Origin of the sequence: Akkermansia muciniphila, from assembly GCF_002884975.1 — a bacterium.
Taxonomy (GTDB): domain Bacteria; phylum Verrucomicrobiota; class Verrucomicrobiia; order Verrucomicrobiales; family Akkermansiaceae; genus Akkermansia; species Akkermansia muciniphila_C.
The window spans coordinates 835,346-847,023 of record NZ_PJKB01000002.1; the positions used below are offsets into that span (position 1 = coordinate 835,346).

Consider the following 11,678-nt stretch of genomic DNA (forward strand, 5'->3'; position numbering starts at 1 on the left):
CTTTTTCCGTGGGCTGCGGGGGAATCCGGTGCGGGGATACGTTGCGGAAGCGGGAGATTACCAAAGTATGTCCTCCGCTGAACGGAGGAGCGCGGAGGAAATGTCTTATTCGTTAAAGGTTATCCGTTCCCGTGCGGGATGTTTCCGGCAGCGTGCCGGAGCGCGGCGGCGGAAACGGACGTTATCTGATTTCAAGGTCATGAATGTAGCCATTACGGGATCCAGCGGGTTTATCGGCAGCCATTTATCCAGCCGCTTGGCGGTGCTGGGGCACCAGGTGACGCCCTTGTGGCGCTACCTGTTCACGCAGGAGAGCGTGGACTGCCTGGCGGAGGCCCTGGCGGGGTGCGATGCCGTCATCAATCTGGCCGGGGCGCCCATTGACCGGCGCTGGACGGATGATTACAAGAAAGAGCTGGTGGAAAGCAGGATCATGACCACCCGCAAGCTGGTGGAGGCGGTCAATCGCCTGCATGAACCGCCGGAAGTAATGATTTCCACCTCCGCCGTGGGGTATTACAGCCCGTCCGGGTGCCATGGCGAGGAGGATGATCCGGCGGCGGATTCCTTTCTGGCGGAACTATGCCTGGCCTGGGAAAAGGAGGCGGAGCTGGTGAACGGCTCCGTGCGGTTGGTCCGCACCCGGTTTGGCGTGGTTCTCTCCCCGGATGGCGGAGCCCTCCCCAGAATGGTGCGGCCCGCCCGGTTCGGCATTACGGCCTCCGTAGGGGACCCTGACCATTCCTTTTCCTGGGTGGCTCTGGAGGACCTGGTGGACGCCCTGATTTTCATCATGGGGAAGGGTGACATTTCCGGCCCGGTTAATGTGACGGCCCCGGAACGCACCACCAACCGGGAATTCTATAAGGCCGCTGCGGAGCATTTCCACACCCGCCTGTCCATTCATGTGCCGGACGCCGTTCTGCGCCTGCTGATGGGAGAGGCTTCCCAGGTGATTACCCGCGGGCAGTGCGCCGTTCCGGAAACTCTGCTGCGGGAGGGATTTGAATTTCAATATCCGGATATCCGCACTTTTTTCAACAAGGCATTCCCCGGCAAATCATGAGCATCATCCAAACCATCTTCACGTCACTGTTTCCCGGCCATTCCGTCAAGACGGCTCCCATGCCGGATTTCAACCTGGAACGTTACCTGGGGGACTGGCATGAAATTGCGCGCCTGGAAAACTGGTTTGAGCGCGGGCTGCGCAAGGTGACGGCCCGGTATGACCACGGAGAAAACGGCACCGTTTCCGTTACCAACAGCGGCTATGACGTCCGCACCGGGGAACGGAAGGAAGCCCGCGCGCGGGCCGTGGTAGCGGATGCCCCCAACCATTTGAAAGTATACTTCGTGCCCCTGGTGTACGGACGGTATGAGGTGGCTTTTCTGGATGAGGATTACAGCCGGGCCGTGGTTTCCGGCGGCTCCCTCAGTTACCTGTGGCTGCTGGCCCGGACGCCGCAGTTGAATGACGGCGAACTTCAGCCCATGCTTCATTGTGCGGAGCAACTGGGATACGATACTTCCCAGCTGATTTACAGTAATTCCCTGTCCACCCCGGACCATGTCGTGGGGCGGGACTTGTAAGGGATGCAGTTCATGAAATGGGAAGTAACGGGAAAGGGTGCGGCTTCATGAAAGAGCCGTGCCCTGTGGTGAAAAAAAGCCTCATCCCGTTCCGTCATTTAAAAAACGCGGTCATCCGTTTAAAAGCGCTTGCAATCGGTCCGTGGATGGCTATGTTGGCATTCATCCAAACATTGGATGTTTGGATGAATTCTACTTAAAGAAGGAGTAACAATGGATATTATTCATGATAACGCCGCTGATCTCAGCGCTTTGAACGGCAAGACCGTTGCCGTGATCGGATATGGCGCCCAGGGCCGCGCCCAGGCGCTTTGCATGCGTGACTCCGGTGTGAACGTGATTATCGGCGTTCGCCCCGGCAAGTCTTTTGACGCCGCCGCCCAGGACGGTTTCCAGGTAATGACCGTAGCTGAAGCCGCCGACAAGGCGGACATCATCCACATTCTGCTGCCCGATGAAAGCCACGGCGCCGTGTATGAAGCTGAAATCAAGCCCCATCTGAAGGCCGGCAAGACGCTTTGCTGCTCCCACGGCTTTGCCTACGTGTTCAACACCATCGTTCCCCCCGCGGATGTGGACGTGATCATGGTGGCCCCCAAGGGCCCGGGCACGGAAGTGCGCCGCGTGTTTGAAGAAGGCTTCGGCTGCCCCGGCCTCATCGCCGTGCACCAGAACCCCTCCGGCAATGCCCGCAACGTGGCCCTTGCCATGGCGAAGGCTGAAGGCCTGACCCGCGGCGGCGTGCTGGAATGCACCATGGCCCAGGAAACGTATGAAGACCTGTTCGGTGAACAGAACGTGCTGTGCGGCGGCATCGTGGACCTGATGAAATACGGCTTCGAGACCCTGACGGAAGCCGGTTATCCGCCGGAAATGGCCTACTTTGAATGCGTGCATGAAGCCAAGCTGATCGTGGACCTGATTTACACGGGCGGCATCCAGAAGATGAATTCCGTGATTTCTAACACCGCTGAATTCGGTGAATACTACAACGGCCCGCAGATACTGCCCGCCGACGTAAAGGAACGCATGAAGGAATCCCTCAAGCGCATTGAATCCGGCAAGTTCGCCAAGGACTGGCTGGAAGAAGCCGCCAAGGGAGCTCCCAACCTCAAGGCCAAGCGCGAAGCCCTGGGCCAGCACCCGGTGGAAATCGTGGGCGCCAAGATTCGCAGTCTGTTTGAAAGGAACTAAGGTTTCTTTTGACTTTTTCACGGGCCGTTCCGCCGTATTACGGAGGAACGGCCCGTATACACCCGGACTTCCTTCCGGAAGTCCGCCATCTTTCAGTTTATGGACAATTCCCTCCCGGCCGTTAATGTGGAGAACGCCAGAGTGTTTCTGGGCGGACATGAAATCCTGCACAATATTTCCTGGCAGGTGCAGCGCGGAGAACGCTGTTTCATCCTGGGTGCGAACGGCGCCGGAAAAACGACGCTGGTCAAGGTGCTGATGGGGTTTGCATGGCCGCTCTTCGGGGCCAAAGTGCAGGTGCTTGGCAAGACCTTCGGGCATGTGAACCTGCTGGAACTGCGCAAATCCATTGCATGGGTGAGCCCGTTCATGCACAAATGGCTGGAAGACGGAGCCTGGAGCGGGCGCGACATGGTGCTTTCCGGCCCCGACGGGACGATCGGCCTGCTGAGGGAGCCGACGCCGGAAGAGGTGGAAAAAGCCGCCAGGATCATGAAATCCCTGAAGGCGGAGCATCTGATGGACAGGCCCGTGGTGGCCATGTCTTCCGGGGAACAGGTGAAGGTGCTGATTGCCCGCGCCCTGATGACGAACCCGGAACTGATGATTTTGGATGAACCCAGCGTTTACCTGGACCTGGCGGGGCGGGAATTTTTACTGAACACCATTGAGGAGCTGGCGGAGACGCGGCCTGATCTGACCATCGTGTTCATCACCCAGCGCATTGAGGATATTCTGCCCGTCTTCAACCGCGGCATGATTTTAAAGTCAGGCGAGATTGTGGCGCACGGAAGCCGGGACGAGGTGCTGACGGAGGCAAACCTGAAGGACGCCTTTGAGCTGGATATCCAGCTGATCAAGACGGAAAAAGGGCGCCTCTGGACCGTTATCCGTTAATTTTTCATGAAGAAAACCAAGACAATGGAGTTGAAAAAGCCTGTGAGAGTGTCCCTGTCCCGGCAGGTGCTCAACGCCATGGAATCCATGATACGGTCCGGCAAATGGAAGGTGGGGGACCGTATTCCCGCGGAGCCGGAACTGGCGCGGGCTTTTTCCGTCAGCCACAATACCATCCGGGAGGCCCTGCAATCCCTGATTCACATGGGAATGCTGGAAGCGCGGCCCGGAGACGGCACCTATGTGATGGCGTCAGACCGGTTTGCCGTAGCGGTAAGCAACCGCCTGAAGGAATCCGAACTGCCCCAGATTCTGGAGGCCCGTCTGGCGCTGGAAAAGGAAATTGCGCGGCTGGCCGCCGTTAAAAGGACGGAGGAGGATCTGAAGGAACTGGAAAACGCCCTGAAGGACTGCCATGCCAGGGTAAGGCCGGGCATTGAGGACGACATGCTGTTCCATGCCGCCGTGGCCCGCGCCACGCATAACCCGGTGCTGGCGGAATTGTACAACGTAGTTATCCGCCATGTGCAGGAGAATCTGGAAGGACTGCTGGAGGAGAAGCAGTATGACGCCGGGGCCATGAAGCTGCATGACGACCTGCTGGATGCCATCCGGCGGCGGGAGGCGGACACGGCGGAAAACATTATTGTGAGAATCGTGGAATTTGACACCGTCAGCATAGGCGGCCAGTTCCGCGCCTGATGTTTGTTTGCCCCCTCTATTGTTTTGTGGGCCGCGCCAGGCCATGCCGTTCCTGCCCCGGAATGCATGGCTCCATTTAACTTTCACCCGCGGGGCTTGTCCGGATTCGCAGGAACCATTCATGAGAGGTTGGTTTGTTTTCTTTCCGGATGGATGGGCCTGTTTATTTCATTCCCCGGTGAAAAGGCGGCGGGGAAAACAGGCAGCAGCAGGATGATTTTTATGCTTTGCAGGGTATGAAAGTTTGTTAGAGTTCCGGGCATGACTACCCCTGTTGAATTGAAGTGCCCGACGTGCGGCGCCCTGCTGGCGATGGAAGATGTGAATATGGCTACGGATATGGCTTTATGCCGCGCCTGCAACAAGATAAGCAGGTTTTCAGACCTTGTGCAGGAGGAACGGGACGAGGAAATCCTTGATTCCATTCCCCGGCGCATGAGCGTAGCGAAAACGGCACGGGGACTGGAAGTGACGTACCGGAGGCCCAAAGGGGTGGGATTTTTCCTGTTGCTGTTTACGCTGATTTGGAATGCCATTACCTATGCGGCCGTGTTTGCGATGATGGGGGAAACGGGCCATGGGGGAATATTCGGGCAATTGTTCCTGATTCCTTTTATTCTGGTTGGGTTCGGTACGCTGCTGGGCGCCGTTTATGTGTTGTTCGGCCGCATGACGCTGACTCTGACGCCCGGCAGGGGTGAGCTGTTCCGCGGAGTGGGAAGCCTGGGCCGCCGTCAGCAGTTTCTTCTGGCGAAGGATGCCCGTGTTTCCATTGAGGCGAGCAACATACAGCAGAATCATAAAGTGCTGAACATGATTGTGGTGGAACAGCCGGACGGCAAGCCGTTTGAGTTCGGTACGGGTATTGCGGAAGAGGAAGCCCAGCAGTATGCAGCGGCCCTGCTGCGGCAGATGCGGGGGTAGGGCCGCTGTTTCAGCATTTCAAGGAAGGCGGGGGAATGCCGGAGTGTGCCGGAAATTTCAGGAATAATTTATGATTGATATGGCCGGCAAGCCGCGTAAATTAACCTATGATGAAGAAACCGCATCTATTGTTGATTCTGTGCAGTTTGCTTTGCGGGGTTGCGGGAGCTCAGGGCCGTCCTTCCACGCCGCCGAACATGATTGTCATTCTGGCGGATGACCTGGGTTACGGGGATTTGGGCTGCACGGGGTCCAAGCAGATTAAGACTCCTTCCCTCGACCGGCTGGCGAAGGAGGGCGTGTTCTGTTCCCGGGCGTATGTGACGGCGCCGATGTGTTCCCCCTCCCGCATGGGGCTGCTGACGGGACGCTTTCCGAAGCGCTACGGCATTACTACGAATCCCAATATCCAGGTGGATTACCTTCCGGAGTCCCATTACGGACTTCCCCAGACGGAGAAGCTGATTCCGGAGTATTTGAAGCCTTGCGGGTACCGGAGCGCGGTGTTCGGCAAGTGGCATCTGGGCCACACGCAGGGGTATACGCCGCCGGAACGCGGCTTTACGCGCTGGTGGGGGTTCCTGGGCGGTTCCCGGTCTTATTTTCCCGTGAAGAAGGAGGCTGAGGGCCTGAATCCCTCCATGATTGTGTCCAATTTTACGGATAAGACGGGCATTACCTACCTGACGGACGACATTACGGACAGGGCGGTGGAGTTCCTTCAGGAGTCCAAGAAGGATAAAAAGCCGTTTTTCATGTTCGTTTCCTACAATGCCCCCCATTGGCCCAACGAAGCCAAGCCGGAGGACATCGCCAAATTCAAGAACGTGCAGGACAGGGAACGCCGGATTTATTGCGCCATGGTGTATGCGATGGACAAGGGAATAGGCCGTATTCTGGACGCCTTGAAGAAGGACGGCCTGGAAAAGGATACGATTGTCGTTTTCCTTTCGGACAACGGAGGCGCGCCGGAAGCCTCTTCCTGCAACGCCCCTTTCCGGGGAGCCAAGAGGCAGCATTTTGAGGGGGGCGTGCGCGTGCCTTTCATCATCAGGTATCCGGCGGACAAGAGGCTGGCGCCCGGCAGCGTCTGCAAGCAGCCCGTTTCCACGGTGGACCTGCTTCCCGCTCTGCTGAAGGCAAATGGCCGTCAAATTCCCAAGAAGCTGGACGGCATGGATATTCTGGAGCTGGTGGGCAATAAAAAGGCGCCCGTTCCGCGCACATTCTTCTGGTGCACGGATTATACGTCCGCCGTGCTGGACGGGGATATGAAGTACCTGCTGGTGGCGGACCGCGCGCCGCAGTTTTACAGCGTTACGGATGATCCCCAGGAACAGAAGGATTTATATTTTTCCAGGCATGGGGATGCGGATTCCCTGGCCAGGAAGCTGGGAACGTACCTGACCACGACGCCTGCCTGCCGTTTCCCGGACAGCATCAGCTGGTCCGCCAAGCTGATGAGGGAATACGACAAGACCATGCCGGACAAACAGCCTGAATGAGCCAGTTTGCCGGGCCCTCTGGGACCGGCTCAAGGCAAACGCGAAGGATGTCCGCCTCCGCTCCGGACGGGGCCATGATGTTCATGGTCCCGTTTTCCATTAAAAAAGCGCCTTATTTAAGGCGCTTGGGTTCCGCGATGCGGAGGATATGCTCACCGGGAAGGGCCAGGTTGCCTTTGTCCCGCGCGATCATTTCAAAGTAGTGGGGGTCCTGGGAAATCCAGATGAATTCATTCTTGGCCTGTTCCATCTGTTCCCTGGATTTTTCCAGGTGCGCCTGGAGGAAGGAACGCTCATGCTCCAGGGAGCGCAGGTCCTTCCACGGCTTGAAACACACCAGGGAAAGCAGCATGGTGAGGCACAGGGCCAGGACAATGGCGAAGAGGCGCAAAGCCCTCTGGACGATCAGGGCACGTTTCTCCCGGCGGATTTCAAGTTCCGCCAAGGTAAAACGATGGTAATAGCGGCGTCTCCAGAGCATTCTTTGCAGTTAAACAACATATTTTTGATCATAGAATGTGGATTTTGCCACCATAAACTGCGTCATCCCCCAGTTCCTCTTCAATTCTAAGGAGCTGGTTGTATTTGGCCATGCGGTCGGAGCGGCTCAGGGAGCCGGTCTTGATCTGCCCGGCGTTGGTTGCCACGGCGATGTCTGCGATGGTGGCGTCTTCCGTTTCCCCGGAGCGGTGGGAGATGATGGCGGAGTATTTGTTGTCCTTGGCCAGTTCCACCGTATCCAGCGTTTCCGTCAGGGAGCCGATCTGGTTGACTTTCACCAGCACGGCGTTCGCCACATGGCGGGAAATGCCCAGGTTCAGGAATTCCACGTTCGTGACGAACAGGTCATCCCCCACAAGCTGGGTATTGTGCCCCATGGCCCTGGTGAGCTGTTCCCAGCCTTCCCAGTCGTTCTCCGCGCAGCCGTCCTCAATGGAGATGATGGGGTATTTTTTCTGGAGTTCCTGATAGTAGGCTGTCAGTTCCGCAGCCGTTCTGCCGCGGCCGTCAGATTTCTTGAAGACGTACAGGTTCTGGGAGGGATCGTAGAATTCGGAGGAAGCCACGTCCAGGGCAATGAAGATGTCCGTGCCCAGGGTATAGCCTGCGCGTTTCACGGCCTGGGCGATGCATTCCAGGGCGTCGTCCGCGGATTTCAGGGAAGGGGCAAAGCCGCCTTCATCCCCCACGGCGGTGGACAGGCCGCGGTCATGCAGCACGTCCTTGAGCGCATGGAAGACTTCCGCACCGTAGCGCAGGGCTTCCCGGAAGGTGGGGGCGCCCTTGGGCATGATCATGAATTCCTGAAAGTCAATGGGGGAGTCCGAGTGGGCGCCGCCGTTGATGATGTTCATCATCGGGACGGGCAGCACTTTGGCGTTCGGGCCGCCCAGGTATTTGAAGAGGGGGAGGTTGAGCTGGATGGCGGCGGCTTTTGCCACAGCCAGGGAGACGCCCAGGATGGCGTTGGCGCCCAGGCGGGACTTGTTGGGGGTGCCGTCCAGGTCAATCATGATCTTGTCAATGGACGGCTGGAGGGTGGCATCATGCCCGGATACTTCCGGAGCAATAATGTTGTTGATATTATCCACGGCCTTGAGAACACCCTTGCCGCCGTAACGCTTGGCGTCTCCGTCCCGGAGTTCCCAGGCTTCATGCTCCCCGGTGGAGGCGCCGCTGGGGACGGATGCGCGCCCGATGGCGCCGCCGGCCAGGGCCACGTCCACTTCTACGGTGGGATTGCCCCGTGAATCAATGATTTCACGGCCGCGGACGTCGATGATTTCCAGTTCGTTCATGATCATAAGATTTTTTATTGTCTTTTTTGGACCATGGAACGGTTCTCCCCGTTCCATGGAAACATGTCATGAACGTGAAAATTCCGGCTTCAGGCGCGGAACTGACGCAGAACGGCGGCGATGTATTCAAGCGTCTCCGGGTCTGAAATGCCGCCGGAAAAGTAAAACGGCCTTCCAGTGGGCTGGGGCACGGAGATGCGGCAATAGTCCGTTTTTTCCCCTCCCTTGCGCTCCATCATGATCAGGGCCCGGGCGGGAAGAAGAAAAGTCCATGTGCTCCCCACCGGGCCGATGCCCCGGAAGAGGGACGCTTTCCCCGGTTCCACCCGGAGAACGGCTTTTCCCAGCATCATGTCAACGCAGAGAAAGATGATGAAGGCTTCCGTGATAGCAAAGAAGGTGGTGAAGACGGGCAGCGCGAAGTCCGTTTTCCCCGGCCCGAAGGACAGGAGGACGAGCACCAGGGTGATGATGCCCCAACCCACGGCCAATCCCGTGTAAAGAAGTATTTTAGCAAGGGAATGCCTGTAGATGAGCGTAATTTTTCCGCTGGAGGATTTTACTGTCAGATGCTTGGGAGGGGCCGCAGGCACATCACGGAATTCATGTTCCCGGACCAGGGGGGACCAGGGGGTGGAAAGGCCGCAGCTGCCGCAGGTGACCGTGTCCCGGCGGTTGTCCACATCCGCCGCGGAAAAGGGCGTGCCGCATCCGGGACATTTGAATTGTTGAAGGCTGGAAGGCATAGGGAACGGCTTGCTGCCTGTCCGCAGGCTACCATAGAAGGCGGGAAGCCGCCATTCCTTTTTAGCCGCTGCCTCTCACACGGGAATTTCCCCTCTTGTGCGGCGCATGGCCTCCATGTAGGATGGCGCCCATGATTGAGAGCAGGCGGAAGCTGAGGGAAAGAATTGAGGCATTGGCGGAACCGGAGTTCCAGAAGTTTTCCGCTGCCCTGATTCCCGGCGTCAACCGCCTGCTTGGCGTCCGCCTTCCCGTTCTCCGGAATCTTGCCCGTATGGAGGTGAGGGGGAATTGGCGGGAGCTTCTGGAGAACCCCGCCGGGGACCCGTATGCGGAGGAAGTGATGCTGGACGGCATGCTGATAGCGCTGGCGCGCATGGAGCCGGAGGAACGCCTGGAACACGTCGCGCGCTTTGTGCCCCGCATGGATAACTGGGCCGTTTGCGATACTTTCTGCACCAGTCTGAAGTTCAGCAAAAAGCATCCGTCCCTGGTGTGGGAGTTCATCCAGCCGTATTTAACATCCGCACGGGTTTATGATGTCCGCTTTGCCGTGGTGATGATGCTGGCCCATTTTATTACGGAGGATTACGTGGAACAGGTGCTGGCCCTGCTGGATGGCGTGCGGCATGAGGATTATTACGTGAGCATGGCCGTGGCCTGGGCGGTTTCCGTCTGTTATGTGAAGTTCCCGGCAGTGACGCTGGAGTATTTGAGGAATTCTTCCCTGTCCGATTTCACTTACAACAAGGCCCTGCAAAAAATTATTGAATCCCTGCGGGTTAGCCGGGAAGACAAGAGTTTGATGCGGAGCATGAAGCGCAAATAGGCCGGGGCTCTCCCTCCGCATGCCGGGGGAACCGCAAAGGCCTGCACGGGATTGTGACGCAGGCAGGGGGGCCATGCCGGAACGGGGCCTTGATTCCATTCCGCGCTAGGTATGGAATGGGTACACTTACTATTAAAACCATGCCTAATATTAACGATAACTTCCTCAAGCTGCAGGCGGGATATTTGTTCCCGGAAATAGGGCGCCGCGTGAATGCGTTCATTGAGTCCCACCCGGAGGCGGCCAAAAGGCTGATCCGCTGCGGCATCGGAGACGTGACGGAGCCTCTGCCCATGGCGGCCATTGAGGCCATGCATGAGGCGGTGGACGATCTGGCGTGCCATGAGCGTTTTCACGGCTACGGGCCGGAACAGGGGTATTTCTGGCTGAGGGAGGCGATTGCCAAAAAAGCCTTCCAGGCCCATGGCGTACATGTGGAGGTGGATGAGATTTACGTGTCTGACGGCGCCAAGTGTGATACGGGCAACATTCTGGACATTTTCGGCCCGGGCAACAAGATCGCCGTGCCGGACCCGGTTTATCCCGTGTATGTGGATACCAATGTGATGGCCGGCAATACCGGGGATCCCGGCGCGGACGGTTCGTATGAAGGGCTGGTGTATCTTCCCTGCACGCCGGAGAATGATTTTGTGCCCCAACTGCCTGATGAACATGTGGATTTGATTTACCTGTGCTTCCCGAACAATCCTACGGGAGCCGTCGCCAACCGGAATGAACTGCTGAAGTGGGTGGAGTATGCCCGGGCGAACCATGCCATCATCCTGTATGATTCCGCGTATGAGGCCTTTATTCAGGATTCCTCCGTTCCCAGGTCCATTTTTGAGATCCCCGGCGCGCGGGACTGTGCCATTGAGTTCCGCTCCTTTTCCAAGCAGGGCGGCTTTACAGGGGTGCGCTGCGGCTACGTGGTGATTCCCAAAGACTTGCACGGCCATGATTCCCGGGGAAACAAGGTTCTCATCAGCCAGCTCTGGAGCCGCCGCACCAGCACGAAGTTCAACGGCGCTTCCTACATCGTCCAGCGGGGTGCCGCGGCCCTGTTCACGCTGGAAGGCATGGCGCAGACCGCCGTGCTGATCAGCCATTACCTGGGGAATGCCGCACTGCTGCTGAATGCCTGCCGCCAGGCGGGAATGCGCGTGTGGGGCGGGGAAAACGCCCCGTATGTATGGGTGCAGTGCCCGGACGGCCTGGATAGCTGGCAGATGTTTGACAAGATGCTGTATGAGGCGAATGTGGTTATTACGCCCGGTTCCGGTTTCGGTTCCAGGGGGGAAGGGTTCTTCCGCATTTCCGCGTTCAATTCACGGGAGAACGTGGATGAGGTCTGCCGCCGCATTCACTCCCTGTTCGCCAGATAAGCAGGCGGCGCGTTAAATGAAACCAGTCCGCTGCGGCCCACCGCCGCGGACTGGAAGATTACCCCGGCTCCGCCATGCCCGTTCCGCCGCGCAGGGTGGGCGCGGGGATGCC

12 protein-coding genes are annotated in these 11,678 nt (G+C 58.1%); 9 read left to right on the forward strand and 3 right to left on the reverse strand.

Translation table 11 applies throughout. The features are described from left to right. Positions 1 to 199: 199 nt before the first annotated feature. The 7 genes from CXU21_RS09635 to CXU21_RS09665 all read left to right on the forward strand — a co-directional run bounded on the left by CXU21_RS09635 (position 200) and on the right by CXU21_RS09665 (position 6,812). On the forward strand, positions 200 to 1,066 hold the full coding sequence (locus CXU21_RS09635) for a TIGR01777 family oxidoreductase (RefSeq protein ID WP_180972759.1): 867 nt from the start codon (positions 200 to 202) through the stop codon (positions 1,064 to 1,066). After that, positions 1,063 to 1,590, forward strand: a complete 528-nt coding sequence (locus tag CXU21_RS09640; RefSeq protein WP_102725868.1) for a lipocalin family protein — start codon at positions 1,063 to 1,065, stop codon at positions 1,588 to 1,590. The genes CXU21_RS09635 and CXU21_RS09640 overlap by 4 nt, the downstream gene beginning before the upstream one ends. A gap of 213 nt (positions 1,591 to 1,803) precedes the next feature. Beyond that, positions 1,804 to 2,784: a ketol-acid reductoisomerase gene (ilvC, locus tag CXU21_RS09645; protein WP_102715362.1), complete on the forward strand. Its 981-nt coding sequence runs from the start codon at positions 1,804 to 1,806 to the stop codon at positions 2,782 to 2,784. A 99-nt stretch (positions 2,785 to 2,883) separates the two neighbouring features. Further along, positions 2,884 to 3,681, forward strand: coding sequence for an ABC transporter ATP-binding protein (locus CXU21_RS09650; protein WP_102725869.1), 798 nt, complete (start codon positions 2,884 to 2,886; stop codon positions 3,679 to 3,681). A gap of 6 nt (positions 3,682 to 3,687) precedes the next feature. Beyond that, positions 3,688 to 4,383: a FadR/GntR family transcriptional regulator gene (locus tag CXU21_RS09655; protein ID WP_219723172.1), complete on the forward strand. Its 696-nt coding sequence runs from the start codon at positions 3,688 to 3,690 to the stop codon at positions 4,381 to 4,383. A gap of 261 nt (positions 4,384 to 4,644) precedes the next feature. Further along, entirely contained in the window at positions 4,645 to 5,307 is a 663-nt protein-coding gene (locus CXU21_RS09660; protein ID WP_102725870.1) for a hypothetical protein, read from the forward strand. 197 nt (positions 5,308 to 5,504) lie between these two features. Further along, positions 5,505 to 6,812, forward strand: a complete 1,308-nt coding sequence (locus CXU21_RS09665; RefSeq protein WP_180972760.1) for a sulfatase-like hydrolase/transferase — start codon at positions 5,505 to 5,507, stop codon at positions 6,810 to 6,812. A 112-nt stretch (positions 6,813 to 6,924) separates the two neighbouring features. Here CXU21_RS09665 and CXU21_RS09670 read toward each other — a convergent pair whose 3' ends face one another. The 3 genes from CXU21_RS09670 to CXU21_RS09680 all read right to left on the reverse strand — a co-directional run bounded on the left by CXU21_RS09670 (position 6,925) and on the right by CXU21_RS09680 (position 9,357). Further along, positions 6,925 to 7,257 (reverse strand): FtsB family cell division protein, encoded by a 333-nt coding sequence (locus tag CXU21_RS09670; RefSeq protein ID WP_102715374.1) that lies wholly within the window; start codon positions 7,255 to 7,257, stop codon positions 6,925 to 6,927. A 64-nt stretch (positions 7,258 to 7,321) separates the two neighbouring features. Beyond that, positions 7,322 to 8,602: a phosphopyruvate hydratase gene (gene eno / locus CXU21_RS09675; RefSeq protein WP_102716013.1), complete on the reverse strand. Its 1,281-nt coding sequence runs from the start codon at positions 8,600 to 8,602 to the stop codon at positions 7,322 to 7,324. A gap of 98 nt (positions 8,603 to 8,700) precedes the next feature. Continuing rightward, on the reverse strand, positions 8,701 to 9,357 hold the full coding sequence (locus CXU21_RS09680; protein ID WP_102715376.1) for a hypothetical protein: 657 nt from the start codon (positions 9,355 to 9,357) through the stop codon (positions 8,701 to 8,703). A gap of 131 nt (positions 9,358 to 9,488) precedes the next feature. Here CXU21_RS09680 and CXU21_RS09685 point away from each other — a divergent pair, with 131 nt between their 5' ends. Both CXU21_RS09685 and CXU21_RS09690 read left to right on the forward strand, forming a co-directional pair. After that, entirely contained in the window at positions 9,489 to 10,184 is a 696-nt protein-coding gene (locus CXU21_RS09685) for a DNA alkylation repair protein (RefSeq protein ID WP_102716015.1), read from the forward strand. Between the two features lie 140 nt (positions 10,185 to 10,324). After that, positions 10,325 to 11,566, forward strand: a complete 1,242-nt coding sequence (locus CXU21_RS09690; protein ID WP_102725872.1) for an LL-diaminopimelate aminotransferase — start codon at positions 10,325 to 10,327, stop codon at positions 11,564 to 11,566. The last annotated feature ends 112 nt before the right edge of the window (positions 11,567 to 11,678 follow it).

Bases quoted from the DNA above. Each gene is read 5' to 3' on its own strand.
- CXU21_RS09690 (WP_102725872.1), top strand. From the start codon at position 10,325: ATGCCTAATATTAACGATAACTTCCTCAAGCTGCAGGCGGGATATTTG.
- CXU21_RS09665 (WP_180972760.1), top strand. From the start codon at position 5,505: ATGATTGTCATTCTGGCGGATGACCTGGGTTACGGGGATTTGGGCTGC.
- CXU21_RS09660 (WP_102725870.1), top strand. From the start codon at position 4,645: ATGACTACCCCTGTTGAATTGAAGTGCCCGACGTGCGGCGCCCTGCTG.
- CXU21_RS09640 (WP_102725868.1), top strand. From the start codon at position 1,063: ATGAGCATCATCCAAACCATCTTCACGTCACTGTTTCCCGGCCATTCC.
- CXU21_RS09635 (WP_180972759.1), top strand. From the start codon at position 200: ATGAATGTAGCCATTACGGGATCCAGCGGGTTTATCGGCAGCCATTTA.
- CXU21_RS09650 (WP_102725869.1), top strand. From the start codon at position 2,884: ATGGACAATTCCCTCCCGGCCGTTAATGTGGAGAACGCCAGAGTGTTT.
- CXU21_RS09680 (WP_102715376.1), bottom strand. From the start codon at position 9,357: ATGCCTTCCAGCCTTCAACAATTCAAATGTCCCGGATGCGGCACGCCC.
- ilvC (WP_102715362.1), top strand. From the start codon at position 1,804: ATGGATATTATTCATGATAACGCCGCTGATCTCAGCGCTTTGAACGGC.
- CXU21_RS09655 (WP_219723172.1), top strand. From the start codon at position 3,688: ATGAAGAAAACCAAGACAATGGAGTTGAAAAAGCCTGTGAGAGTGTCC.
- CXU21_RS09685 (WP_102716015.1), top strand. From the start codon at position 9,489: ATGATTGAGAGCAGGCGGAAGCTGAGGGAAAGAATTGAGGCATTGGCG.